At 64.7% G+C, this 24,282-nt stretch carries 23 protein-coding genes; 10 read left to right on the top strand and 13 right to left on the bottom strand.

Annotation, left to right across the window (positions count from 1 at the left end):
- Window positions 1-62: 62 nt before the first annotated feature.
- From hemA to OPU69_RS07500, 4 genes are read left to right on the top strand one after another with little or no spacing between them, the layout of a single operon-like run.
- A complete protein-coding gene (gene hemA / locus OPU69_RS07485) occupies window positions 63-1,277 on the top strand; it encodes a 5-aminolevulinate synthase (protein ID WP_498510105.1) in 1,215 nt (404 codons plus the stop codon).
- Between the two features lie 4 nt (window positions 1,278-1,281).
- Entirely contained in the window at window positions 1,282-2,535 is a 1,254-nt protein-coding gene (locus tag OPU69_RS07490) for a YceI family protein (RefSeq protein ID WP_498510107.1), read from the top strand.
- Window positions 2,536-2,566: 31 nt separating this feature from the next.
- Window positions 2,567-3,571, top strand: a complete 1,005-nt coding sequence (locus OPU69_RS07495; protein WP_498510109.1) for a ligase-associated DNA damage response exonuclease — start codon at window positions 2,567-2,569, stop codon at window positions 3,569-3,571.
- Window positions 3,571-5,136 carry a cisplatin damage response ATP-dependent DNA ligase gene (locus tag OPU69_RS07500; RefSeq protein ID WP_498510111.1) on the top strand — a complete coding sequence of 522 codons (1,566 nt, stop codon included), beginning with the start codon at window positions 3,571-3,573 and terminating at the stop codon, window positions 5,134-5,136. Before OPU69_RS07495 ends, OPU69_RS07500 begins: the two co-directional genes overlap by 1 nt.
- Before the next feature lie 81 nt (window positions 5,137-5,217).
- Here OPU69_RS07500 and OPU69_RS07505 read toward each other — a convergent pair whose 3' ends face one another.
- The 6 genes from OPU69_RS07505 to OPU69_RS07530 all read right to left on the bottom strand — a co-directional run bounded on the left by OPU69_RS07505 (window position 5,218) and on the right by OPU69_RS07530 (window position 10,380).
- Window positions 5,218-5,886, bottom strand: coding sequence for a class I SAM-dependent methyltransferase (locus OPU69_RS07505; protein ID WP_498510113.1), 669 nt, complete (start codon window positions 5,884-5,886; stop codon window positions 5,218-5,220).
- The gene (locus tag OPU69_RS07510; protein WP_498510115.1) at window positions 5,873-7,090 is read right to left on the bottom strand and encodes a BtaA family protein; all 1,218 of its coding nucleotides are present in this window, start codon (window positions 7,088-7,090) and stop codon (window positions 5,873-5,875) included. The genes OPU69_RS07505 and OPU69_RS07510 overlap by 14 nt, the downstream gene beginning before the upstream one ends.
- 188 nt (window positions 7,091-7,278) lie before the next feature.
- Window positions 7,279-7,860: a fasciclin domain-containing protein gene (locus OPU69_RS07515; protein ID WP_498510212.1), complete on the bottom strand. Its 582-nt coding sequence runs from the start codon at window positions 7,858-7,860 to the stop codon at window positions 7,279-7,281.
- A 244-nt stretch (window positions 7,861-8,104) separates the two neighbouring features.
- Window positions 8,105-8,833: an anti-sigma factor gene (locus OPU69_RS07520; RefSeq protein ID WP_498510117.1), complete on the bottom strand. Its 729-nt coding sequence runs from the start codon at window positions 8,831-8,833 to the stop codon at window positions 8,105-8,107.
- Entirely contained in the window at window positions 8,823-9,389 is a 567-nt protein-coding gene (locus OPU69_RS07525; protein ID WP_060979161.1) for a sigma-70 family RNA polymerase sigma factor, read from the bottom strand. The genes OPU69_RS07520 and OPU69_RS07525 overlap by 11 nt, the downstream gene beginning before the upstream one ends.
- A 7-nt stretch (window positions 9,390-9,396) precedes the next feature.
- A complete protein-coding gene (locus OPU69_RS07530; protein ID WP_498510119.1) occupies window positions 9,397-10,380 on the bottom strand; it encodes a threonine ammonia-lyase in 984 nt (327 codons plus the stop codon).
- Window positions 10,381-10,437: 57 nt separating this feature from the next.
- On the opposite strand from OPU69_RS07530, the gene OPU69_RS07535 reads away from it, so the two are divergent.
- The 6 genes from OPU69_RS07535 (at window position 10,438) to OPU69_RS07560 (ending at window position 16,218) form a co-directional block, all read left to right on the top strand.
- Window positions 10,438-11,643 (top strand): saccharopine dehydrogenase family protein, encoded by a 1,206-nt coding sequence (locus OPU69_RS07535; protein WP_060979163.1) that lies wholly within the window; start codon window positions 10,438-10,440, stop codon window positions 11,641-11,643.
- 137 nt (window positions 11,644-11,780) lie between these two features.
- Window positions 11,781-12,953 (top strand): carboxynorspermidine decarboxylase, encoded by a 1,173-nt coding sequence (locus tag OPU69_RS07540; protein ID WP_498510122.1) that lies wholly within the window; start codon window positions 11,781-11,783, stop codon window positions 12,951-12,953.
- A 132-nt stretch (window positions 12,954-13,085) separates the two neighbouring features.
- Window positions 13,086-14,279 (top strand): type III PLP-dependent enzyme, encoded by a 1,194-nt coding sequence (locus OPU69_RS07545; RefSeq protein WP_060979569.1) that lies wholly within the window; start codon window positions 13,086-13,088, stop codon window positions 14,277-14,279.
- A gap of 80 nt (window positions 14,280-14,359) precedes the next feature.
- Window positions 14,360-14,788 carry an MAPEG family protein gene (locus OPU69_RS07550; RefSeq protein WP_498510124.1) on the top strand — a complete coding sequence of 143 codons (429 nt, stop codon included), beginning with the start codon at window positions 14,360-14,362 and terminating at the stop codon, window positions 14,786-14,788.
- A 13-nt stretch (window positions 14,789-14,801) separates the two neighbouring features.
- Window positions 14,802-15,245 carry an MAPEG family protein gene (locus OPU69_RS07555; RefSeq protein WP_498510126.1) on the top strand — a complete coding sequence of 148 codons (444 nt, stop codon included), beginning with the start codon at window positions 14,802-14,804 and terminating at the stop codon, window positions 15,243-15,245.
- Window positions 15,238-16,218, top strand: coding sequence for a carbon-nitrogen hydrolase family protein (locus OPU69_RS07560; protein WP_498510128.1), 981 nt, complete (start codon window positions 15,238-15,240; stop codon window positions 16,216-16,218). Before OPU69_RS07555 ends, OPU69_RS07560 begins: the two co-directional genes overlap by 8 nt.
- On the opposite strand, the gene OPU69_RS07565 is transcribed toward OPU69_RS07560, so the two are convergent.
- From OPU69_RS07565 to OPU69_RS07595, 7 genes are read right to left on the bottom strand one after another with little or no spacing between them, the layout of a single operon-like run.
- Window positions 16,209-17,414, bottom strand: coding sequence for a class I SAM-dependent RNA methyltransferase (locus OPU69_RS07565; RefSeq protein WP_498510130.1), 1,206 nt, complete (start codon window positions 17,412-17,414; stop codon window positions 16,209-16,211). The two genes, OPU69_RS07560 and OPU69_RS07565, sit on opposite strands and share 10 nt — an antisense overlap.
- Window positions 17,404-18,828, bottom strand: a complete 1,425-nt coding sequence (locus OPU69_RS07570; protein ID WP_498510132.1) for an NAD(P)H-hydrate dehydratase — start codon at window positions 18,826-18,828, stop codon at window positions 17,404-17,406. The genes OPU69_RS07565 and OPU69_RS07570 overlap by 11 nt, the downstream gene beginning before the upstream one ends.
- The gene (locus tag OPU69_RS07575; protein ID WP_067512434.1) at window positions 18,821-19,204 is read right to left on the bottom strand and encodes a hypothetical protein; all 384 of its coding nucleotides are present in this window, start codon (window positions 19,202-19,204) and stop codon (window positions 18,821-18,823) included. The genes OPU69_RS07570 and OPU69_RS07575 overlap by 8 nt, the downstream gene beginning before the upstream one ends.
- Complete coding sequence (gene ilvD, locus OPU69_RS07580) at window positions 19,185-20,906, bottom strand: dihydroxy-acid dehydratase (RefSeq protein ID WP_498510134.1); 1,722 nt, start codon at window positions 20,904-20,906, stop codon at window positions 19,185-19,187. The genes OPU69_RS07575 and ilvD overlap by 20 nt, the downstream gene beginning before the upstream one ends.
- A gap of 44 nt (window positions 20,907-20,950) precedes the next feature.
- Window positions 20,951-21,685, bottom strand: coding sequence for an N-formylglutamate amidohydrolase (locus tag OPU69_RS07585; RefSeq protein WP_081096915.1), 735 nt, complete (start codon window positions 21,683-21,685; stop codon window positions 20,951-20,953).
- Window positions 21,682-22,527 (bottom strand): 4-(cytidine 5'-diphospho)-2-C-methyl-D-erythritol kinase, encoded by an 846-nt coding sequence (locus OPU69_RS07590; protein ID WP_498510136.1) that lies wholly within the window; start codon window positions 22,525-22,527, stop codon window positions 21,682-21,684. Before OPU69_RS07590 ends, OPU69_RS07585 begins: the two co-directional genes overlap by 4 nt.
- Before the next feature lie 57 nt (window positions 22,528-22,584).
- Window positions 22,585-24,237, bottom strand: a complete 1,653-nt coding sequence (locus OPU69_RS07595) for an electron transfer flavoprotein-ubiquinone oxidoreductase (protein WP_498510214.1) — start codon at window positions 24,235-24,237, stop codon at window positions 22,585-22,587.
- Window positions 24,238-24,282 lie beyond the last annotated feature (45 nt).

Here is a 24,282-nt window from a genome sequence, read left to right on the forward strand (position 1 = left end):
GGTCGCGTAAACGGTTGGGCGCAACGGCTTGCAACATCATATGTCAGGACCAGGGTGGCTGCGTGAACTACGACCAGATTTTCGAAGCGGCGATTGACCGGCTGCACGCCGAAGGCCGTTACCGGGTCTTTATCGACATCCTGCGCAACAAGGGCGCCTATCCCAACGCGCGGTGCTTCCACGGGCATAATGGCCCGAAGCCGATCACCGTGTGGTGCTCGAACGATTATCTCGCGATGGGCCAGCACCCCAAGGTGATCTCCGCGATGGAAGAGGCGCTGCACAATGTCGGCGCCGGCTCGGGCGGCACGCGCAACATTGGCGGCAACACGCATTATCATATCGAGCTGGAGCAGGAGCTGGCCAGCCTGCACGGCAAGGACAGCGCGCTGCTGTTCACCTCAGGCTATGTCTCGAACGACGCTACGCTCTCGACGCTGGCGCGCATCCTGCCGGGCTGCATCATCTTTTCCGACGAGCTGAACCACGCCTCGATGATCGCGGGCATCCGCAATTCGGGCTGCGAAAAGCGCGTCTTCCGCCACAATGATGTTGAGCATCTCGAAGAGCTGCTCGCCGCCGAAGACCCGAACGTGCCCAAGCTGATCGCGTTCGAAAGCGTCTATTCGATGGACGGCGATGTCGCGCCGATCCATGCGATCTGTGACCTGGCGGACAAGTACAACGCGCTGACCTATCTCGACGAGGTGCACGCGGTCGGCATGTACGGCGCGCATGGCGGCGGCATTTCGGAGCGCGACGAGGCGGCCGCACGGCTGACGATCATCGAAGGTACGCTAGGCAAGGCCTTCGGCGTGATGGGCGGCTATATCGCGGCCGACCAGAAGATCATCGACGTCATCCGCAGCTACGCGCCGGGCTTCATCTTCACCACCTCGCTTTCGCCAGTGCTGGTCGCCGGCGCGCTGGCGAGCGTCCGGCACCTCAAGCAGTCGAGCGAGGAGCGCGAGGGCCAGCAGGCCGCCGCCGCGACGCTCAAGCAGCTGTTCCGCGATGCGGGACTGCCGGTGATGGACACCACCACGCATATCGTGCCGCTGATGGTCGGCGATCCGGTCAAGGCCAAGCGGATCAGCGACATGCTGCTCGCCGAATATGGCGTGTACGTGCAGCCGATCAATTTCCCGACCGTGCCGCGCGGCACCGAGCGGCTGCGTTTTACCCCCGGCCCCAGCCATGACGAGGCGATGATGCACGACCTCACCGCCGCGCTGGTCGAGATCTGGGACCGGCTGGAACTGCGCAAGGCCGCCTGACCGGATGCCGCCGCAACGCTATAGCCTTGGGGCCATCGTTCTCCACTGGCTGATCGCGGCGGCGCTCGTCTTCCAGATCGTCTTTGCCGAATCGCTCGAGGGGCCGCGCGGACCCGATCTGTTCGCGCGCTATCAGCTGCACAAATCGGTCGGCATCACCATCCTGCTGCTCAGCGCCCTGCGTCTCGGCTGGCGCTTCATCGCGCCGCGCCCTGCCCCGGTGCCCGGGCCGAAATGGGCGATGACGCTGTCCGGACTGGTCCATTTCGGTTTCTATGCTTTCATGATCGCCGCGCCGGTAACCGGCTGGGTCATCGTCTCGACCTCGAAGATCAAGGTCGAGACGCTGCTGTTCGGCTCGATCCCCTGGCCGCATCTGCCGGTGCCCGCCAGCTGGAGCGAACCGGCGGAATTCCTTCACCATTTCATGCCCAATATCGCCATCGCGCTGCTCGTGCTGCATGTCGCAGGGGCGCTGAGGCACCAGTATCTGCTTGGCACGCCGATCCTGGCGCGGATGCTGCCCGGCGGCCATGGCAAGGCGATCGGTGCGGTGCTCACCGCCGCCGCGATGATGCTGGCCGCCGTGGTACTGGGCAAGGTGATCGATCCCAAGGGCGCAGCGCAAGCTGCCAGGCCCGCTGCCACGGCGACTGCGCCCGTCGCGGCGCCGGCGCCGGAAGCTGCCCCGGCCGCGGCACCTGACAGCGAAAAGGCCGAGGTCGAAGAGGAAGCGACCGAGGAAGAGGCGAATGCCGAGCCGCGCAACTGGGTCGTGGGCAGTGGCGGCAGACTCGGTTTTTCCGCGCGCTGGAACGGCGAGCCAGTGGACGGCCGTTTCTCGCGCTGGACCGCCAGCATCCTGTTCTCGCCAGAAGCACTCGATGGTTCAAAGATAGATGTCAGCATCGATCTAGGCTCGGTAGATACCGGCGACGGCCAGCGCGACGGTACGCTGACGGGAAGCGACTTTTTCGATACCGGCAAGTTCGCCCGCGCCACCTATCGCGCGAGCAAGTTCAGGTCGGTCGGCGGCAACCGCTATCGCGCCGATGGCACGCTGACGCTGCGCGGGGTAACCAAATCGGTGCCTCTTGCTTTCACGCTTGATATCAACGGTGACAAGGCGCGCGCCAAGGGCAGCGCGACGATCGACCGCACCAGCTTCGGCGTCGGCCAGGGCGATTATGCCAGCACCGCCGAAATCGCGGGGCCGGTTGCGGTGAGTTTCGACTTCCAGGCGACGGCGCGCGATTGAACCGGCGCATGGGCGGCTCCATATCGCCCGGATGACCGCTTCCCCGCACTGGATCGAACCCTTTCCCCATGGAATCTATGTGCGGCCCGCCGATGCGTGGATCGATCCCTCGCGACCCGTCCCCCGCGCGCTTATCACCCACGGCCATGCCGACCATGCGCGCGGCGGGCATGACGCGGTCTGGGCGACACCCGAGACGCTCGACATCATCAACCTGCGCTACGGCCGCTACACGGGCGAGAACGCGGTCGGCTATGGCGATGCCGTCGACCTGAACGGGGTCAGCGTGTCTTTCCATCCTGCGGGCCATGTGCTGGGATCGGCGCAGATCCGGCTCGAATATCAGGGCGAGACCGTGGTCGTGACCGGGGATTTCAAGCGGCGGCCCGATCCCAGCTGCGCACCGTTCGAGCTGGTGCCCTGCGATATCTTCATCACTGAGGCGACCTTCGGGCTGCCCGTCTTCCGTCACCCGCCGACACCCGACGAGATCGCCAAGCTGCTCGCCATGCTTGAGGCGAATCCGCAGGGCTGCGTGCTGGTCGGGGCTTATGCGTTGGGCAAGGCGCAGCGGGTGATCGCCGAGCTGCGCGACGCGGGCTTCCACGATCCGGTTTACCTGCATGGCGCGCTGGAAAAGATGTGCGCGCTCTATGGCGAGCACGGCATCGATCTGGGCGAGTTGCGGCCCGTCGCGGGAACCGACAAGAGCGAGCTGATGGGCCGGGTCATCCTCGCCCCGCCCTCGGCACTGGCCGATCGCTGGTCCAGGCGGCTGCCCGATCCCGTCACCGCCATGGCCTCGGGCTGGATGCGCGTGCGCGCGCGGGCCCGGCAACGCGGGGTCGAGCTGCCGCTGATCATCTCGGACCATGCAGACTGGGACGAACTGACCCAGACAATCCGCGATGTCGCCCCGCGCGAGGTCTGGGTCACGCATGGCCGCGAGGAGGCATTGCTGCGCTGGTGCCAGTTGCACCAGATCAGGGCGCGCGCGCTGGCGCTGGTCGGGCGCGAAGACGAGGACGACGCCTGATGCGCGCCTTTGCCGCGCTCGTGACGCAGCTGGGCTATACCCGCTCGCGCAACGCCAAGGTCGCGCTGATCGCGGACTATCTGCGCGCCACGCCCGATCCCGATCGCGGCTGGGCGCTCGCGGCGCTGACCGGCGAAGCGGATTTCTCGGCGGTCAAGGCCTCGGCGGTGCGTGCGATGGCGATGGAGCGCGTCGATCCCGAGCTGTTTCGCCTCAGCCGCGATTTCGTCGGTGATACCGCAGAAACGGTGGCCCTGATCTGGCCCGAGACGGGCACGCCGAGCAACGATCTGCGCCTTGCCGATGCGGTCGATGCCTTCGCCAGCGTCAGCCGCGCCCGGGCCCCTGCCCTGCTTGCCGAGTATATGGACCGATTGGACAGCGACGGCCGCTATGCGCTCATCAAGCTCGCCACCGGCGCGATGCGCGTGGGCATCTCCGCGCGGCTCGCCAAGACGGCGTTTGCACAGGCCTTCGGGCTCGATGTCGATGCGGTCGAAGAAGTGTGGCATGCGCTCGCCCCGCCTTATGCCAGCCTGTTTGCCTGGGGCGAAGGCGGCCCGCGCCCCGATCCCGAGGGCACGCCCTATTTCCGCCCGTTCATGCTCGCGCATCCGCTTGAGGACGGCACGGTCGATCTCGCCGATTATGCCGCCGAATGGAAATGGGACGGTATCCGCATCCAGATCGTGCGCATCGGCGAGGCGGTGAAGCTGTTCAGCCGCGGCGGCGACGACATCACCCTCGCCTTCCCGGACATCGCCCAGCACATGCCGGTCGAGGGCGTGTTCGATGGCGAATTGCTGGTGCGCGGCGAGGCGCAGATGGGCGAGGCGGCGAGCTTCAATGCGCTGCAGCAGCGCCTGGGTCGCAAGACCGTCTCGGCGAAGATGCTCTCCGAAGCGCCGGCGTTCGTGCGGCTCTACGATCTGCTGATCGACGGGCGCGAGGACCTGCGCACCCAGCCCTGGTCTGTCCGTCGCGCGCGGCTGGAAGCAAAAATGCCTGCCCTGCCTGCCGACCGGTTCGACCTGTCACAGGTCATCGAAGCAGCCGATTTTGCCGAACTCGGTCGCATCCGCGACGGCGCGCGCGATGCCGCGATCGAGGGCGTGATGCTCAAGCGGCGCGACAGCCTCTATGTGCCGGGCCGCCGCGTCGGGCTGTGGTACAAGTGGAAGCGCGATCCGCTCACCGCCGATTGCGTGATGATGTATGCCCAGCGTGGCAGCGGCAAGCGATCGAGCTTCTACAGCGACTATACATTTGGCTGCTGGAACGACGAGGGCGAGTTGGTGCCGGTCGGCAAGGCCTATTCGGGCTTCTCGGACAGCGAATTGAAGTGGCTCGACAAGTTCGTCCGGCAGAACACGGTCAATCGCTTCGGCCCGGTGCGCGAGGTCGAAAAGTCGCTGGTGCTCGAGGTCGCGTTCGACTCGATCCATGAATCGAAACGGCACAAGTCGGGAATAGCGATGCGCTTTCCCCGGATCGCGCGGCTGCGGCGAGACAAACCAGCGGCCGAGGCGGATACGGTGGAAGCACTGAGGGCATTCATTACCTGAATGTTCTCCGGCGAAAGCCGGAGCCCAGTAGCGAGATCACGCCAAGCCGCTCCTGAATTCCGGCTTTTGCCGGAAAACGACCTAGCCCCCGATCACCGCATATTGCGCATAGCCGCGATAGAGCGGGCGGTGGTCGATCGCCAGCCCCGCGTCCTCGGCAATTCGGTGTGCGACAGGCCCGAGATCGCGCCTCGGCGTCACATGAAAGCGCGCCAGCCACACATGCAGACCTTTGGCGAACCAGCGCGGCAACTCGTCCTGCGTGCCGAAATCGACAATGTGCATCCGACCACCCGGAGCGAGCGATCCCGCTGCGGCAGCAATGGCCCGCTCCCAGCCCGGGATCATCGACAGGGTGTAGGAACAGAACACACGGTCGAAGCCCGAAAGCCCGAACAGGTGCTGCGCGCTGAACGCGGTGGCGTCGCCGCGCGTCAGGAAAATCCGCCCTTCGAGCCCCGCCTTGCGCACCGACTCGCGCGCGGCCTCCAGCATCGCTTCGGAAATGTCGAAGCCGAAGAAACGTGCATTGGGATAGCGCCTGGCCGCCACGATCAGGTTGCGCGCGGTACCGCAACCCAGTTCCAGTACCGTGCCGCCGGACGGCGGCGCCAGATCGGAAATCAGCCGGTCTCGCCCCAGCAGATAATATTTGCGCGTCAGATCATAGATATGCCGCTGCGTCCGGTAGATCGCGTCCATCGCCTCGGCATGGCTGCGCGCAGCCGCTCTCGCCTCATTTGAGGACATAGAGGTGCACCCCGCCATAGATCGAGGACCGGTCGCGCGCGGTGAAGCCGAGCGATTCCTCGGCGCGATAGTCCCAGCGGGCCAGCAGTTCGTCGGGGATGCGACCCGGCAGCAGGCTCGGCTCGGCAGCGGTGCGGAACAGCACGCGCGCGCCAGGCCGGGCAGTCCGCGTGATCTCGGTCCACAGCGCGGTAAGCTGCTGATCGCTCATCCAGTCCTGCGCATCGAGCAGGATGTAGCGGTCGAGGCTGGCATCCTCGCTCGCCTGCAACCGCTCGACGAAATTGGCATGCTCGAAGCTGACGCGACCAACCCGCATGCGCACCGCTTCGTAATGCTGCGCCTGCAGATAGGGCGGCAGCGGCTGATCCGGACCCTTGCCATAGCCACGTCCAAACGCCTGCCAGGCGAAATAATTGTCGCGGATTGCGAAATCGCAAGCGAGCTTCTCGAGCCGCTTGCGCAACACATCGGCCATCTTTTCATCGCCTGCGAGCGCATCGAACTGCGCCGGCGGAATGCCGAGCCCGAACAAGGCAGGCGGCTGATCGGTCAACCAGCGGATGAATTTCTTGTCGAAGACCGGCGCCAGATGCTGCTCGAAGATCGCGCGCTGCTCTTCGAGCGACTGCGCGCCGAGCATGCGCTTCAGGTCGATCTTGTACAGCCTGGCAAGCAGATGCGCGGTGCCGATGAAACCGCCGAGCAGACCGCGCTTGTACAGGCCGCTGCCGAACCCGCCGATGCGCCTGCGTCCGGCAAGATCGCGGCCCTCCCAGTAGCGGCGGCTGGTCTCGTCGAGATGCGGGCGGATATACTGATTATAGACGCGGATATTCTGCTTGCTGTCCGCTTCGGCGAAGAAGCGGTGGAAATGCGCATGATCCGGCAGATGCTTCGCCGCAGCGATCTTGAGCTTGCCCAATGCTACATGCGCGGTGTTCAGGTCCACCGCGATGATCTGGGCGGGATCGGCTACCAGGTAGGACAGGACGTTGCACCCGCCCGAGGCGATCGTGATGATGCGGCTGTCGGGCTGGATCTGCAGCGCCTCCATGTCGACCACCGGATCTTCCCAGATCTGGGCATAGACCAGGCCCTTGAAGGCAAAGGCAAAGGCGCGGTCGAGAAGCCCCTGCTTCGTCGTCGTACCCGACTGCGTGACGGCTTCGACGATCTTGGTGTTGCGCACTGGTCCGGCCATGCTGCCCATCTCCCTCGCTGCATGTTGCGTGGAACGGTCGTTCCAATCGCGCCGCTAAGACGGTTGCGTGACCCGTGCATGACGGAACCGCGTCAGCGGCTGTCACATTCGCCGGGGCCGCAGAATCAAAGGGCCCGCTGGCCTGGGGGGACCAGCGGGCCTGTGATGTGCCAGGTAAATGGAGGGGATCAGCCCGGCATCACCACGGTGTCGATCACGTGCACCACACCGTTGCTCTGCATAACATCGGTCTGGGTTACGATCGACTTGCCGCCCTTGGCATCGGTCAGGACGACATTCTGACCCTGCAGCGAGGCTGTGAAGGTTCCACCCTGCACGGTCTTGATCTGGGCCTTGCCACCGCCCTTCTTGATGAGCGCGACGACATCGGCGGCGGTCACCTTGCCGGCGACGACATGATAGGTGAGGATGCTGGTCAGCGTCGCCTTGTTCTCGGGCTTCACCAGCGTTTCTACCGTACCGGCGGGCAGCTTGGCGAACGCGGCATCCGTAGGCGCGAACACGGTGAACGGTCCGGGCGAAGCGAGCGTGTCGACCAGGCCAGCAGCCTTGACCGCCGCGACCAGCGTCTTGAGGTTCGGCGCAGCGCTGGCGTTCTCGACGATGTTCTTGGCGGGATACATCGCGGCGCCGCCGACCATCGAATGGCCTTCACCGCTCTTGTGGTGGTTTGCGATGGCAGGGCCGGCGAGTGCGAGAGTCGCAGCGGCTGTGGCGGCAAGCAGGCTGGGGGCAAGAGTCTTGAGCATCTGTTTCTCCGTCATTTTTCCGTATCCTCATGGGGACGCCTGGATACGGGGGCAGCTACGGAGAGGTTTCGTTGACGGATGCGGCAGAGATTAACAAAAGTGGATTTGGCGGAATCGCGCACCGCCCATCACCACCGTCACCCCCGCGAAGGCGGCGGTCCCGCTTCTGCTCGAACTTTAGCTGGAAAGCGGGATTCCCGCGTTCGCGGGCATGACGAATGGAGATGATTGTCGGTAAGCGCGATCAGATCCGCTGCAGGCGCCCCTGCGCCACCGTTGGTGCGCTGGGCTTGTCCGGATCGGGCAACACCTTGGGCTCCATCGTCAGGATAAGGTTGCTCAACGGATCGATGAACTTGCGGTGCCCTTCGGGGATCTCGATGCGCGTGACGCCGCCGCGCATCAGGCGGCCCAGACGGCGCGGCTGACCGTCCGCAGGCACGATCCACAGCTCGGGCTCGGTATCGGTGACCGGCATGCCCTCGACGCGCACCAGCATTTCCGACGTGCGGCTGTCATAGCGCGCGGTGAGCAGCAGCCCCTCGATCGGGCCGGTGAGCTGCGCCACCGCCATGTCGGGATTGGCAGGCGGCGTCTGCTTGACCGCAGGGCCAGGCAGCACCAGGGCCAGCGCCAGAACCGCTGCGACAGCGGAGACGGCGAAGGTCGCCATCTTCCAGCCGTTGCCGCCCGTCCTGACCGGAAGCGCAGCCACCATAGGCGCGGGTCGTTCCGCCGCCTGCTCAGCATCGATCAGGCTGTCGATCCGCTCCATCAGCCCATCAGGCGGAGGCACCTCGGCAAAACCATCGTAAAGCGGAGCAAGCCGCGCGCGCCAGGCCTCGACCTCGGCAGCAAAATCGGGATCAGCGAGCATCAGGCGCAGGGCTTCGGCCCGCTCGGCGCCTTCGAGCAGGCCCAGAGCGAGTTCGGCGGCCATGGCAGACCGGTCGGGCATGGCATCACTGCTCACGCGACAGGCACTCCTTCAACTGCATCAATCCCCGGCGAATCCAGCTTTTCACGGTGCCCACCGGCTTGTCCATCGCCTCGGCAATCTCTGGATAGCTGAGGCCCTGATAAAATCCCGCCTTGATCGCGCTGGCCCGCGCCGGTTCCAGCTCGCCCAGACAGCGGAAGATCTGCGCGCGCTCGCTGTCCTGCGACAGCGCCGCCGAGGGATCGGCATCGTCGTCGACCAATGTCTCGGCGAGATCGGCAGGCAGCGGGTCCTCATAACGCTGGCTTCTACGCCAGTCGATCGCGGCGTTCCGTGCGATGGCGCACAGCCAGGCGATCGCGCTCGCCTTGGCCGGATCGAACGACCCGGCACGCTGCCACACCTTCAGATACACGTTCTGCAATACGTCCTCCGCCGCGCCCCTGTCGATGCAGATACGGAGGCAAACGCCGTGCAGTTTCGCCGACGTCATCGCATAGACCGTGCGCAGTGCGTCACGGTCCTGCTGCGCCACCCGCAGCAGCGCGGCCTGCAGATCGGCGCGGCGTTCGAGGCTGGCGGGGGTCAATGCGCGCTCACGAGGCCAAGGCCCGCGAAAAGAGCGCCGGATCGACATTGCCGCCCGACAGGATGATCAGCGTGCGATCGTCGACCTCGACCTTGCCGGCGAGTACCGCTGCGAGTGCCACCGCGCCGCCCGGCTCGAGCACCAGCCGCAGCCGCTCATGCGCATGGCGCATCGCGCGGAACACCTCTTCGTCCGAAACGCTCACCGCCTCGGCCTTGCGTTCCTTCAATATCTCGAAGGTCAGCGGCGAGACCACCGGAGTCTGCAGCGCATCGCACACCGTGTTCGGGGCATCGGCGGGCACAGGCACGATCTTTCCCTTGCGCAAAGACTGGCCCATATCGTCCCAGCCATCGGGCTCCACGATCGTCATCTTCGCGCCGGGCATGGCGAGCGCAATCCCGGCGGAAAGGCCGCCGCCGCCGCAGCACGAGACGACGCGGTGCGGATTGATCCCTGCCTGCGCAATGATCTGCACCAGCGCTTCCAGCCCGGTACTGCCCTGCCCTTCGATAATCCACGGATCGTCAAAGCTGGGCACCACGACCGCGCCGGTTTCGCTGGCGATGCGATTGGCAATGGCGACGCGATCCTCGGCGCGCCGGTCATAGGTGATGACTTCGGCGCCATAGCCCCGGGTCGATTCGATCTTCCGCGAAGGGGCATCGGCAGGCATGACGATCGTCGCCCTGATCCCAAGTCGCTTGGCTGCCCAGGCGACACCCTGCGCATGGTTGCCGCTGGAAAAGGCGACAACGCCGCGCGCGCGCTCGTCTTCGCTGAGGTCGGACAGACGATGCCAAGCGCCGCGAATCTTGAACGCGCCGATTGGCTGCAGGCATTCGGCCTTGCACCAGAGGGTCATTCCCTCATGCTTCAACGGCATCAGAGGCGTCGGCGGCAGGATCGCGGAAATCTTCTTCGCGGCGCGCTCGATGCCTTCGCGGCTCGGTTTGCGGTCCGGGGATAGGGGATCACTTGGTTCTGTCATGCAGAGCCTCTATATGCACCCGCTGACAGCAATTCCAGCAATAAGGGAAAACGGACTTTGGGCAAGATTCTGGTGATCGGTGCGGGCGGCGTAGGTTCGGTCGCGGTGCACAAGATGGCGATGAACACCGGCATTTTCAGCGAGATCACGCTGGCGAGCCGCCGCATCGCCAAATGCGACGCGATCGCCGAATCGGTGCTGAAGCGCACCGGCGTGAAGATCGCGACGGCCGAGGTGGATGCCGACGATGTCGAGGCGACCGCAGCGCTGATCGAGAAGGTGAAGCCTGATCTGGTCTGCAATCTCGCCCTGCCCTATCAGGACCTTGCCATCATGGATGCGTGCCTGAAGACCGGCGTGCACTATATGGACACTGCCAATTACGAACCGCGCGACGAGGCGAAGTTCGAATATGGCTGGCAATGGGCGTATCACGACCGCTTCAAGGATGCTGGCCTGATGGCGCTGCTCGGTTCCGGCTTCGACCCCGGGGTCACTAGCGTGTTCGCGAGCTATATCAAGAAGCATCTGCTCGACCGGATCGACACGCTCGATATTCTCGACTGCAATGGCGGCGACCATGGCCAGCATTTCGCCACCAATTTCAATCCCGAGATCAACATCCGCGAAGTGACCGCGCCGTCGCGCCACTGGGCGGATGGCGAATGGGTCGAAGGCCCGGCGCTCAGCCACAAGCAGGTTTTCGATTTCGAAGGCGTGGGTGAAAAGAACATGTACCTCATGTACCATGAGGAACTGGAATCGCTCGCCAAGCACTATCCCGAGATCAAGCGCATCCGCTTCTGGATGACCTTTGGAGATGCCTATCTCAAGCATCTGGAAGTGCTGCAGAATGTCGGCATGACCCGGATCGACCCGGTGATGTACGAAGGCCGCGAGATCATCCCGTTGCAGTTCCTGAAAGCCGTGCTGCCCGAACCCGCTTCGCTGGGCGAGACGACCAAGGGCAAGACCAATATCGGCGACATCGCCACCGGCGTGAAGGACGGCGAGCAGAAGACGGTCTATGTCTACAATATCTGCGACCACGAGGACGCCTATGCCGAAACCGGCAACCAGGCGGTGAGCTATACCACCGGCGTCCCCGCGATGATCGGCGCAGCGATGATCCTCACCGGCGCGTGGAAGGGCGAAGGCGTGTTCAACATGGAACAGTTCGATCCCGATCCGTTCATGGACATGCTCAACCAGCACGGCCTGCCCTGGCAGGTCAAGGAACTGGGCGCGCCGTTGGCGTTTTGATGCACCTTAATGCCCTCTCCCCTTCAGGGGGGAGGGTTGGGAGGGGGGCATGCGGCCTCCCGATCGTCTGACCACCTGGAGAGCGTGTTCCCCTCTCCCCGGCCCTCTCCCCTCAAGGGGAGAGGGGGAGATATTCAATGGAAACCAAGGCCGGCGATCCCGGAGCCTTTTGGCATTTCGACCTGAACCGCGTGCCCTCGCCCGCCTTTGTGGTGGATGAGGCGGCGGTGCGGCGCAATCTGGCGGTGCTTGCTGATGTGCGCGACCGGGCGGGTATCAAGATGCTCGCTGCGCTCAAGGCGTTCTCGTTCTGGCAATTGGGCGACGTGGTCAGCGACTATCTCGACGGCACCTGCTCGTCAGGTCTGTGGGAGGCGAAGCTCGCCTCGCACCATTATCATGGCGAGATCGCGACCTATTGCGCGGGTTACAAGGCCGAGGACCTGCGCGAGATCCTCAAGCTCTCCGATCATGTCATCTTCAACAGCCCCGGCCAGATCGCGCGATTCGCCCCGCTGATCGAGGAGGCGCGCGCGGCGGGCCAGAGCTTCGACATCGGCCTGCGCATCAACCCCGCGCTGCCGCTCGGCGAGACCGAGAAATACGACCCCAGCCAGCCGCACAGCCGCCTGGGCCATCCGGTCGACCAGCTCCGCTCCGAGCATCTCGAAGGCGTGTCAGGAATCCATTTCCACTCGCTGTGCGAGCAAGACCTGGTGCCGCTGCAGCAGATCTGGGCCAAGCTAGAACCGCTGCTCGAACCTTATTTCAACCAGCTGAAATGGCTGAACTTTGGTGGCGGGCACCATATTACGCGCGCCGACTACCAGCGCGACGAGCTGGTCGAGTTCCTGATCGCGGTCAAGGCGCGCACCGGTTGCGACATCTATCTCGAACCCGGCGAGGCGGTCGCGCTCGATGCGGGCATCCTCGTCGGCGAATTGCTCGATGTTTTCGACAACGGCATGAAGGTGGGAATCACCGACATCTCGGCCACCTGCCACATGCCCGACGTGATCGAGGCACCCTATCGCCCGGCGATGCTGGGCGAACGGTCCGACGCGGAGCCGATACGGCTGGGCGGCCCCTCATGCCTCGCCGGAGACATTATCGGCGACTATGGCCTGCCCGTCCCCCTCGAGCCGGGCCAGCGCTTCGCGTTCCTCGACCAGGCGCATTATTCGATGGTAAAAACCAATACTTTCAATGGCGTACCACTGCCATCTATCTGGCTGTGGAACAGCGATGACGACAGCCTGCGCGAGATCGCCTCGTTCGGTTACGAGACGTTCCGCGACCGGCTGGGTTAGGATTTCGGTAGCAATTTTTTTCTTTACACTGGGGGCTGCGGACCCTATTTCGGCGGTCCGCTGCCCCAGGGGGACTTCCAATAACCGCAAGGCAGCCTTGTTGTTTGACTGTTTTTTTGGGGGTCCCTTGAGTTGCACGAATATCTTGATGCGCTGGAGCTGATTCAGGCTCTGAACCCGGCACAGCCGGTTACGCTGAACCGTCCGCAAGCGGCCACCCGCGCGGCGCGTTTCTTCGTTGATCGCTTTCCTGGCAAGTCGCTCTATGCGGTCAAGGCGAATCCGTCGCCCGATCTGCTGCGCGTGCTGTGGAACGCGGGGATCACGCATTATGACGTCGCCTCGATCGCCGAGGTGCGGCTGGTCGCGGCAACGCTGCCGGATGCGACCCTGTGCTTCATGCACCCGGTCAAGACCCCCGAAGCGATCGCCGAGGCCTATCACCTGCACGGCGTGCGCGTGTTCTCGCTCGACAGCCGCGAAGAGCTCGACAAGATTGTCGCCGCCACTGGCGCGCCCGACGATCTGACGCTGTGCGTGCGCCTGCGCGTCTCGTCCGAGCATTCGGAGCTCAGCCTCGCATCCAAGTTCGGCACCGAACTGATCGATGCACGCGAACTGCTGATGGCGACCCGCCAGGCGGCGGACAGCCTGGGCATCTGCTTCCATGTCGGCAGCCAGGCAATGAGCCCGCACGCATATGTGCAGGCGCTCGACCGGGTCCGCGCGGCGATCGTCGACGCCTCGGTCACCGTCGACGTCATCGATGTAGGTGGCGGCTTCCCCTCCGCCTATCCGGGCATGCAGCCCCCGCCGCTCGAAGACTATTTCGCGATCATCGAACGCACCTTCGAAAGCCTGCCGATCAGCTACTCGGCGGAACTGTGGTGCGAGCCGGGTCGCGCGCTGTGCGCCGAGTATAATTCGATCATCGTGCGCGTCGATCGTCGCCGCGGCGAGGAACTGTATATCAACGATGGCGCCTATGGCGCGCTGTTCGATGCCGCGCATATCGGCTGGCGCTTCCCGGTCCGCTATCTCGGCACCCAGCGCAGCGACGACAATGCCGATTTCAGCTTTTTCGGTCCGACCTGCGACGATATCGATTATATGGCTGGCCCCTTCCCGCTGCCTGCGGACATCAAGGCCGGCGACTATATCGAGATCGGCATGATCGGTGCCTATGGCGCCGCGATGCGCACCGGCTTCAACGGCTTCGGCACGAGCGAGCATTACACTGTCGCCGACGAGCCGATGCAGTCGATGTACACCGGCGAGGCGCGCCCGCACTGGCGCGCCGACAATGTGGTCAGCATCAACCGCTGATCGCGCCGATCGGTTGCGATTGACAATCTAATAATGCTGCCGCAATTTCCTCCTCCGTAAAGCGGGGGAGGAACTGCTTCATGTCTGCCAATGTTCTGACGCCAGCCGCCGTGCTGGTGCTCTGGTCGCTCGTCATGCTGTTCTGGATGGCAGGTGCGCGGCTTCCCAACGCCAGGAAGCTGGGCGTGGATATTTCCAAGGCCGTGGGCGGACGGGGCAGCGATCTCGATCCGATGCTGCCGCCCCAAGCCGCGTGGAAATCACACAATTACGCGCATCTGATGGAGCAGCCGACCATCTTTTATGCCACCATCGCGATCGCGGCGATCGCCGGCGCAGGCACCGATGGCATCAATGTCGCGCTCGCCTGGGGCTACACCCTGATCCGCATCGTGCACAGCATCTGGCAGGCCACGGTCAACAAGGTGCAGACCCGTTTCCTGCTTTTCCTCGCCTCGACCTTCTGCCTGATCGTGCTCGCGGTCCGCGCGCTGCTCGCTACGCTTTGAGAGGATTGCCCCTATGACCCAGGCCATTTTGCAGCCCGTCGTCATCCTTCTCGCATGGACCATGGTCATGTGGGCATGGATGTACGTCACCCGCATTCCGGCGATGCAGCAGGCCAAGATCGATGTCGCCAATCTGAAGGGCGGCACGGGCAAGGATCTCGATGCTGTCCTGCCGCAGCCGGTCCAGTGGAAAGCCCATAATTACAATCACCTGCTCGACGAACCGACAATCTTTTATGCAGTGTGTATCGTGCTGGCGATTATCGGCCATGGCGAAGGGATCAACGTCGCGGTTGCATGGCTGTATGTCGCTTTGCGCATCGCGCACAGCCTGGTCCAGGCCACGGTCAACCGCGTCGCCATCCGCTTCCTGCTGTTCGCCTCGTCGAGCCTGTGCCTGATGGTGCTGATCTTCCACGCCGCGATCCCGATCTTCGACCTCCACCTGCATGGCTGATCCGCGCCGCATCCGTGCGGCGGTCGTCCAGGCCGCACCGATCCCGCTCTCGGTCACTCAGGGCCTGGCCGCGCTGCCCGGTCTGATCGAACCCGCGCTCGATCAGGGCGCGCAAATCATAGCCTTTGGCGAGACCTTTCTGGGCGGCTATCCGCTCTGGCTTGATGAGGCATCGGGCGCGGCGCTCTGGGACCATCCGGGCACGCGCGCGCTGCATGCCGTGCTGCTGGAAGAGGCAATCCGCATCGGCGATCCGCGTTTCGCTCCGGTGCAGGACCTGGTCGATCGATCGGGCGCGCTGATCAGCATCGGCGCGCACGAGCGCGTGCGGTCCAGCCTCTATAACTGCCAGCTGCTGCTACGCCCCGGCCAGCCGCCGCTGATCCACCGAAAGCTCGTGCCGACCCATGGCGAACGGCTGATCTGGGCACGCGGCGATGGCTCGACGCTCAGCACCCACGGCGCTCCGTTCGGCCAAGTCGGGAGCCTCATCTGCTGGGAACACTGGATGCCGCTTGTACGCGCGGCGATGCACAACCAGGGCGAGGCCGTGCATATCGCCGCCTGGCCGACGGTGCGCGAGACCTATGGCATTGCCTCGCGCCACTATGCCTTTGAAGGCCGTTGTTTCGTGCTGGCCGCGGGCACCGTGCAAAGCCGCGACGATGTGGTGCTGGGCCTCGATCTCTGCCACCTTGACGCCGAGGCCCGCAAGGCCGCGCGTGCGCTGATCGAGGCGATGCCCGAGGGGCAATTGCAGCTTGGCGGCAGCATGATCATTGCGCCCGATGCCACGGTGCTGGCCAAGGCAGGATCGGGAGCCGAGACGCTGATTGCCGATCTGGACATGGCCAGCATCGGTCAGGATCTCGCCGCGCTTGATACCGACGGCCACTATTCCCGCCCCGACGTCTTCGAGCTTCGCGTTGACACCCGACCGCGCGATGGCGTCGTATGGAGCGCTCAGGGCTGACGGACGAACAGGCTGGCCAGCTCGACATGCGTCGACCAGCGGAACTGACCCACCGGCCACAAGGTATCGAGCACGAAACCGGCGTCGCACAGCATGCGGGCATCCCGCGCGAAGGTCGCCGGGTTGCAGCTGACATAGCAGACGCGCTTGATCGACGATCCCGCGATGGCGCGCACCTGTTCCTCCGCCCCTGCGCGCGGTGGATCGAGTACCAACCCATCGAGCCGGTCGAGCATGTCGCGCTGGACGGGATTGCGGAACAGGTCGCGATGTTCGGTGAATAATGGCAGCTGGCGCGCATCGGCAGCAGCCTTGAGCGCCAGGATGGCATCGCGCGACGCCTCGGCGGCATAAAGGCGGCGGCCCGGCGCGACCAGATGGAAGGCAAAACTGCCGAGCCCGGCGAACAGGTCGGCGACCATCCGGCAACCATCGAGCGCCTCGCGCGCAGCAGCGGCCAGCGCCGCCTCGCCATCGCGCGTCGCCTGAAGGAAGCTTGCCTGCGGAAAGCGCACCGCGATATCGCCGAAGCTGATCGTGGCCGGCACGGGCTCGTACTGCGTCTCGGGTCCGAAGCCCTGGTCGATCGACAGCCGCGCCAGCCCCTGCGCCTCGGCAAAGCCGGAGAGCAGCTCGTGCTCCGCCAGCGCTTTTGGTGCCAGCCCGGAGATCAGCACATCGACGCCCTGGTCGATCTCGGTCAGCTCGACACTGCCGGAAATCCGCGATTCCGGCCATTTCGCGATCAGGCCGCGCACGGCCATCATGACGTCATGCAGTCTTGGCGTCACGATCTCGCAGCTGCGGATGTCGACCAGATCGTGGCTGCCTTGGCCCGCAAAGCCCAGCGTGACCTGCCCGCCCTTGCGCACATAGCGCAATGAGGCTCGCCTGCGGCTGCGCGGGGGCGAGAGGTGCACCGGTCGAACGTCGCGCGCGACGATCTGCTTGGCAGCGAGAGGCCCCGTGACACGGTCGCGGACGAAATCGGCAAGCGCGGTATCGTCAACATGCTGCAACTGGCACCCGCCGCACGTCCCGAAATGCGGGCATGGCGGCACGGCATGATGCGGACCGGGCACGATGCTCCCATCGCTGGCAAGGGCGTCCCCCGGGGCTGCCCCGGCGACATGGAGGCCCGAAGCGGTGACGCCATCGCCGCGCGCCGCGATGCGGACAATAAGGTCATCGCTCAAGACAGGCCTCCAGGGCTTGGCGCAGGGCCGTGGCAAGCTCCAGCGCGCTGAACGCCGGTCCGACGATCCGGGCAGCGAAGTCCTGCAGCCAGGCTGCCTCGGTCATGGCATCGAACGGCTGGGCATGCCCCGCGAGCCGCGCCGCCAGGCAGCCGGCAAGCACGTCGCCCGTGCCGGCGACCGATAGCCACGAACAGCGCCGATCGGCAATCACCGCGCGGCCATCGGGGGCAGCGATCACGGTATCTGCGCCCTTGTAGAGTACGAATGCATCCAGCGTTTCAGCAAGCGCGGCTGTTCGAGCGACCTTGTTCATCGCATCGCTGTCTGTCACACCCTCCAGCGCCTCGAACTCGCCCTGGTGTGGGGTCAGCAGCACCGGCGCGCCGCGCCCCGTCATCTGCGGGAATTGCGCAGGCAGCAGGTGCAGCGCATCGGCATCGATAATCAGCGGGTGCGGACAGCTCAGCGCAGTTTCCAGAAGCGCAATCGCCTGATCGCCCCGCCCCAGGCCCGGCCCGACAACAACCGTGCCGATGCGGGGATCCTGCAGCGCCTCGGCAACCGCGCCCGAGCCGTCTGCCTGCTGCCAGACGATATCGGCAGGAAGCTGTGGCGGCGGATCGCCCGCCCCGATCAGCTTGACATAGCCAGCCCCCGCCCCTTGCGCCGCGCGGGCCGCCAGCAGCGCAGCCCCGGGCATCTCGCCGACCAGCACCGCCACCAGCCCGCGGCGGTACTTGTGCGAACGCGCATCGGGCGCGGCGATCGCGGGCCGGGCGATCCTGCGGACCTTGGCCGCCTCGGTATCGACCCCGATCTCGATCAGGCTGAGCGCGCCGCAATCGCTCGCCACCGGCTCGAGCAGATGGGCGTATTTCCAAGCCCCCAGCGCCAGCACATGGTCGAAGCGCAGCGGTTCGTTGAGCCAGACCGCGCGGTCGGCATCCGCCCCGCTGGGCAGATCAATCGCAAAGCTGCGCCGCGCCTGGCCGACCAACTCCGCAAAGCGATGCCAGACGGCGCCGTCGAGCGGGCGCGTCAGGCCGCTGCCGAACAGGCAATCGACGACCTGCGCAGCGGGTTCGGCTTCATCGAACCTCACGACCTCGCCTCCAAAGCGCGCCCGCGCATTGCGCGCGGCGTCGGTGCGCGGTCCGGACAATGCGGCAACGGTTACCGGCACGCCTTTCCTGCACAAAAAATCTGCGATTACATAGCCATCGCCGCCGTTATTTCCAGGACCGCACAGCACGAGCGTGGGCGCCGTGCCGCCGATCCGCCAGATCATCTGGCCCGCGCCCTCGCCCGCACGCTGCATCAGCGCATCGACCGAGACGCCGGTGTCGAAGATCGCCTGTTCGGCCGCGACCATCTCGGCGACCGTCAGCACGGCTGATCCGCGATCAGCCACCGCCTGCGCCAGGCTTGATCGTCGCGGGGATGCGATAGCGGTCATCGCCGACCGAAAGCTGGATGCGGCCATCGGCGAGCGGCGTCACCACCGCCTGCTCGGCACCGTCGGCCGCGATCAGGCCACGACCGTCCGTCACGATCTCGAACCTGCGGAAACCGCCATCGGGGTGCCGCAGCACCAGCTCGCGCTTGTCGCCGCTCTGCACGCGCTCGACATCGCATTTCTCGGCAAATTCGGTATCGCTTCCGAGCGCGCAGGCGACGCGGCTATCGTCGGCCTCTGCCAGCGGATCAGGTTTGGTCTCCCCGGAGCATCCCGCCAGCATCGCCAGTGCAGCGGAAACGACCAGCGTCTCAGATATCCGCATAGACATGGCGTTCCGCCTTGGCTCCCGGATGCGTTACCGCACCCTTGCTCGCCGGGCCCACATTCTGGGCATAGCGCCACAAGGCACCCGCCTGATAGTCGTTGGTGCGCGGCTGCCACGCCTTGCGGCGCTCGGCCAGCACGGCCTCGTCGACATGCAGGTCGATCGTGCCGGCTTCGGCGTCGATCGAGATGATGTCGCCATCCTCGACCAGCGCAATCGGACCGCAATCGGCCGCTTCGGGTCCGACATGGCCGATGCAGAAGCCGCGCGTCGCGCCGGAAAAACGTCCATCGGTGATCAGCGCAACGCTCTCGCCCATGCCCTGCCCATAGAGCGCGGCGGTGGTCGACAGCATCTCGCGCATGCCGGGTCCGCCCTTGGGCCCTTCATAGCGGATGACGATGACCGATCCTTCGCGAATCTGGCGCGCCTCGACCGCAGCGAAGCACTCTTCCTCGCAATCGAACACCTGGGCGGGGCCAGTGAATTGCAGCCGCGCCATGCCTGCCACCTTGACGATGGCGCCATCGGGCGCGAGCGAACCCTTGAGGCCAACGACGCCTCCGGTGGGGCTTAACGGCGCCTTCACGTCGTAGATGACTTTCTGGTCGGGGTTCCAGGTAACCTGATCGATATTCTCGCCCAGCGTCTTGCCGGTGACCGTCATGCAATCGTCGTGCAGCAGGCCATTCTCCAGCAGCGTCTTCATCAGCATGTAGACGCCGCCCGCCTCGTACATGTCGCGCGCGACATAGCGGCCGCCGGGTTGCAGGTCGGCGATATAAGGCGTGGTCTTGAAGATTTCGGCGACGTCGAACAGGTCGAAATCGATCCCTGCCTCGCTCGCCATGGCAGGAAGATGAAGCCCCGCATTCGTAGAACCGCCGGTCGCAGCAACAACCCGCGCTGCATTTTCAAAGGCTTCACGCGTACAGATGTCACGCGGCCTCAAGTTGCGTGCAAGCAGTTCCATCACCTGGCGTCCCGCCGCGACCGCGATTTCGGCGCGGCTCTCATAGGGTGCGGGCATCATGTTGCTGTTGGGGAGCGAGAGGCCAATCGCTTCGCCGACACACGCCATGGTGTTGGCGGTATATTGGCCGCCGCACGCCCCATGGCCCGGGCACGCGACCTTTTCGAGCGCGATCAGGTCCTTGAGCGGACAATTGCCCGCCGCATGCTGGCCGACCATCTCGAACACGTCCTTCACCGTCACGTCGCGGCCGTCATAATGGCCGGGCAGGATCGAGCCGCCGTAGACGAAGATCGAAGGGACGTTGAGCCGCAGCATTGCCATCATCATGCCGGGCAGCGACTTGTCGCACCCTGCAAAGCCGACCAGCGCGTCATAGCAATGGCCGCGCACCGACAGCTCGACCGAATCGGCGATGACCTCGCGGCTGACCAGCGAGCCCTTCATGCCCTGATGGCCCATGGCGATACCGTCGGTCACCGTGATGGTGTTGAACCGGCGCGGCATGCCGCCTGCAGCGTTCACCCCTTCGCGGCAAGCATCGGCCTGGGCATCGAGCGTGGTATTGCACGGCGCGCTGTCGTTGCCCGCACTGGCGACCGCGACGAAAGGCCGCGCAATCTCTTCCTCGGTCAGGCCCATGGCATAATAATAGCTGCGATGCGGCGCGCGCTCCGGTCCCACGGAGACGTGGCGGCTGGGGAGCTTCGACTTGTCGAAATTATGTGTCATGATCGGGCCTTTCTCTGGCCGGGCTCTTTCCAAAATCGGGCGCGCTACGCAAGTCTATTGCGGCATGCGAGGACTACAGGGGCCAATATCTCCGCCATTCGGGCCGCGCCATTTGGGTCGGAAACATGGTCCTGCCGCATTTCCACGCCCAGATAGGGCCTGCCCGGTTCTTCGGCATGGCGGTTCATTGTCGCATTGAGCAGCGTGCCGGCATAGGGCAGCTGGTCGCCGACATTGAGCCCTGTCTCGGCCAGCAGCGGCAGGGCGATGCGCGCCGCGCGATCATCGCGATTGTACAAAATCCCTATATCCCAAGGCCTTGCCTCTTCAGGGCGCGTGGCGAGCTGCGGGGTGAAGCTGTGCAGCGACAGGATGAAGGGATTCGACACACTGGCGAGCATGGCCGCCACGGCGTCATGATAGGGCCGGTAATAGGCCGCGAGCCGCGTTTCGGGATCGGCATCGGCATTGCCCGGAATGGCGATGCCGTCGCTGGTCAGCGGAATGAGGCCGGGCGCATCCTCCTCGCGGTTGAAATCGATCACAAGCCGCGAGACGCGCGCCAGCACCGCGCCGCAGCCGATCGGCTCGCACAGCGCTCGGGTGACTTCGGCCACGCCGATATCGATCGCAACATGCTGCGTCATGACGTCCGGCGCGACGCCTAAGTCGATGCCTTCGGGGACATGGTTGCTCGCATGGTCGGCAATGATGACGATGTTCTCGCCCATCGATCCCGGTTTCGAGGCAATGATTTCATAGGGTTGAAAGCCGTTCATCGCAGCATTCCTGACATCAGCCACCAGGTCGGCTGATCGGCCGCCAGAGCCTGTTCGGCTGTAGTGCAAGCTTCTGGCGAATCGAACAGTGCAAAGCAGGTCGCGCCGCTGCCCGACATGCGCGACAAGGTGACGCCGGGCGTCGAGCGCAGCCGTTCGAGCACGTCTGCGATTTCGGGTACGAGCATACGCGCGGGGCCTTCGAGGTCATTGCGCCCGGCTGCAATGACGGCCTCAAGACTGGACGTATCGAGCGGGCCTCGATCGACCTGATCCCAGCCCTGGAACACCGGCGCGGTGCCGAGCGGAATGCCAGGATTGACGAGCAGGATCGGCATGCCCGAGAGGCCCTGCAGGCTGAGCGGCGCCAGTGCTTCGCCCCTGCCCTCGACGCGCAGGCTCTGGCTGATCACGCAGGCGGGGATATCGGAGCCGAACGTCTCGCCGATCGCGCAGAGTTCGCGGTCGGTCAGGGCGCATCCCCACAGGCGATTGAGCAGGCGCAGCGCGGCGGCGGCATCGGCTGAGCCTCCGCCGATCCCGGAGGCGACGGGGAGGTTCTTGGTGAGATGAAGGTCTGCTCCAAATTGTCCGAAGGGCGCGCTTTGCCGAAGTGCTGAAGCAGCGCGGAGCACCAGATTGTTATCGCCGCTATCGAGGCCATGCGCGAATGGCCCGCTTATCGTCAGCGACAGGGCACCGTCCGACCGGGGCGCGGCGCTCAACGCATCCCCGCGATCGACAAAGGCGAACAGGCTTTCAAGATCATGATAGCCATCCTCGCGCCGCCGCCGGACGTGCAGCGCAAGGTTGACCTTGGCATAGGCGGTTTCGGTCAGCACCGGGACTTGGGACCTTCAGGTTGTAAGCCTCCCGTAGCCGGGAAGGTTTCCGGTCGATCACATGTTCGGATAGTTCGGGCCGCCGCCACCTTCGGGCACCACCCAGTTGATGTTCTGGCTCATTTCCTTGATGTCGCAGGTCTTGCAATGGACGCAGTTCTGCGCGTTGATCTGGAAGCGCGGATTGCCCTCTTCCTGCCCGACAATCTCGTACACGCCCGCCGGGCAGTACCGCTGCGCCGGTTCGTCATACAATGGCAGGTTGACCTGGACCGGGATGCTCGGATCCTTGAGCTGCAGGTGGACCGGCTGGTCTTCTTCGTGATTGGTGTTCGACAGGAACACCGAGGAAAGCCGGTCGAACGTGATGACGCCATCGGGCTTGGGATAGTCGATCTTCGGGTAGAGATCGGCGCGGCCCATATGCTTGTAGTCGGGATCGTGCTTCATCGTGATCGGCAGGCCGATGCCCAGCTGGCGCATCCACATGTCGATACCACCCAGCACCGTGCCGATGGTGCCGCCGAACTTGTCGACGCAAGGCTCGACATTCTGGACCTTCTTCAGTTCCTCGGCAATCCAGCTGGCGTTGAGATTTTCCTGATAGTCCGACAGCTCGTCCGACGTCCGGTCGGCCTGGATCGCGCGGAATGCGGCTTCGGCAGCGAGCATGCCCGATTTCATCGCAGTGTGGCTGCCCTTGATGCGCGGCACGTTGACGAAGCCCGCGCTGCACCCGATCAGCGCGCCGCCCGGGAAAGCCAGCTTGGGCACCGACTGCCAGCCGCCCTCGTTGATCGCGCGCGCGCCGTAGGACACGCGCTTGCCGCCTTCGAGGATCTTGCGGATTTCCGGGTGCGTCTTCCAGCGCTGGAATTCCTGGAACGGCGAGAGATGCGGGTTCTGGTACGACAGCGCGACCACGAAGCCCAAGGCCACCTGACCATTGGCCTGATGATAGAGGAAGCCACCGCCCCAGGCATCGTCGAGCGGCCAGCCCTGCGTATGGATCACCCGGCCCGGCACGTGCTTCTTAGGATCGATATCCCACAATTCCTTGAGGCCGATGCCATAGACCTGCGGCTCGCAATTAGCCTCCAGATCGAACTGGCGCTTGAGGATCTTGGTCAGATGGCCGCGCGCGCCTTCGGCAAAAAAGGTGTAGCGCGCATGCAGTTCCAGGCCTGGCGTATAGTCGGGCTTGTGCTCGCCATCCTTGCCGATGCCCATGTCGCCGGTTGCGACGCCCTTGATCGATCCATCCTCGTTATAGAGGATTTCGGCCGCAGCGAAGCCCGGAAAAATCTGGACTTCCAGCTCTTCGGCCTTTTCCGCCAGCCAGCGGCACAGATTGCCCAGGCTGCCAGTATAGGTGCCCTTGTTGTGCATGAACGAAGGCGTCGCGATATGCGGAATCGCCATTTTCTTCGACTTGGTCAGCACCCAGTGATGGTTCTCGGTCACCGGGGTGGCGGCCATCGGGCAATCCTGCTCGCGCCAGTCGGGGATCAACTCGTCCAGAGCCCGCGGATCGAACACTGCGCCGGACAGGATATGCGCACCGACTTCCGAGCCCTTCTCGATGACGCACACCTCGATCTCGGCGTTATTCTCCGCTGCCAATTGTTTGAGCCGGATCGCCGCAGCAAGGCCAGCAGGGCCTGCGCCGACAATCACGACGTCAAATGGCATGGATTCGCGTTCACTCATCATGTGTTCCCCGTTGCTCAGGATGGGGCCTGTGCCATAAGGCGA

It is taken from the genome of Blastomonas sp. 34TW, from assembly GCF_059803595.1.

What these genes read in the sequence shown, in the direction of transcription:
- OPU69_RS07490 (WP_498510107.1), top strand. Translation starts at nt 1,282, where the DNA reads ATGCCGCCGCAACGCTATAGCCTTGGGGCCATCGTTCTCCACTGGCTG.
- OPU69_RS07495 (WP_498510109.1), top strand. Translation starts at nt 2,567, where the DNA reads ATGACCGCTTCCCCGCACTGGATCGAACCCTTTCCCCATGGAATCTAT.
- OPU69_RS07500 (WP_498510111.1), top strand. Translation starts at nt 3,571, where the DNA reads ATGCGCGCCTTTGCCGCGCTCGTGACGCAGCTGGGCTATACCCGCTCG.
- OPU69_RS07505 (WP_498510113.1), bottom strand. Translation starts at nt 5,886, where the DNA reads ATGTCCTCAAATGAGGCGAGAGCGGCTGCGCGCAGCCATGCCGAGGCG.
- OPU69_RS07510 (WP_498510115.1), bottom strand. Translation starts at nt 7,090, where the DNA reads ATGGCCGGACCAGTGCGCAACACCAAGATCGTCGAAGCCGTCACGCAG.
- OPU69_RS07515 (WP_498510212.1), bottom strand. Translation starts at nt 7,860, where the DNA reads ATGCTCAAGACTCTTGCCCCCAGCCTGCTTGCCGCCACAGCCGCTGCG.
- OPU69_RS07530 (WP_498510119.1), bottom strand. Translation starts at nt 10,380, where the DNA reads ATGACAGAACCAAGTGATCCCCTATCCCCGGACCGCAAACCGAGCCGC.
- OPU69_RS07540 (WP_498510122.1), top strand. Translation starts at nt 11,781, where the DNA reads ATGGAAACCAAGGCCGGCGATCCCGGAGCCTTTTGGCATTTCGACCTG.
- OPU69_RS07550 (WP_498510124.1), top strand. Translation starts at nt 14,360, where the DNA reads ATGTCTGCCAATGTTCTGACGCCAGCCGCCGTGCTGGTGCTCTGGTCG.
- OPU69_RS07555 (WP_498510126.1), top strand. Translation starts at nt 14,802, where the DNA reads ATGACCCAGGCCATTTTGCAGCCCGTCGTCATCCTTCTCGCATGGACC.
- OPU69_RS07560 (WP_498510128.1), top strand. Translation starts at nt 15,238, where the DNA reads ATGGCTGATCCGCGCCGCATCCGTGCGGCGGTCGTCCAGGCCGCACCG.
- OPU69_RS07575 (WP_067512434.1), bottom strand. Translation starts at nt 19,204, where the DNA reads ATGTCTATGCGGATATCTGAGACGCTGGTCGTTTCCGCTGCACTGGCG.
- ilvD (WP_498510134.1), bottom strand. Translation starts at nt 20,906, where the DNA reads ATGACACATAATTTCGACAAGTCGAAGCTCCCCAGCCGCCACGTCTCC.
- OPU69_RS07585 (WP_081096915.1), bottom strand. Translation starts at nt 21,685, where the DNA reads ATGAACGGCTTTCAACCCTATGAAATCATTGCCTCGAAACCGGGATCG.
- OPU69_RS07595 (WP_498510214.1), bottom strand. Translation starts at nt 24,237, where the DNA reads ATGAGTGAACGCGAATCCATGCCATTTGACGTCGTGATTGTCGGCGCA.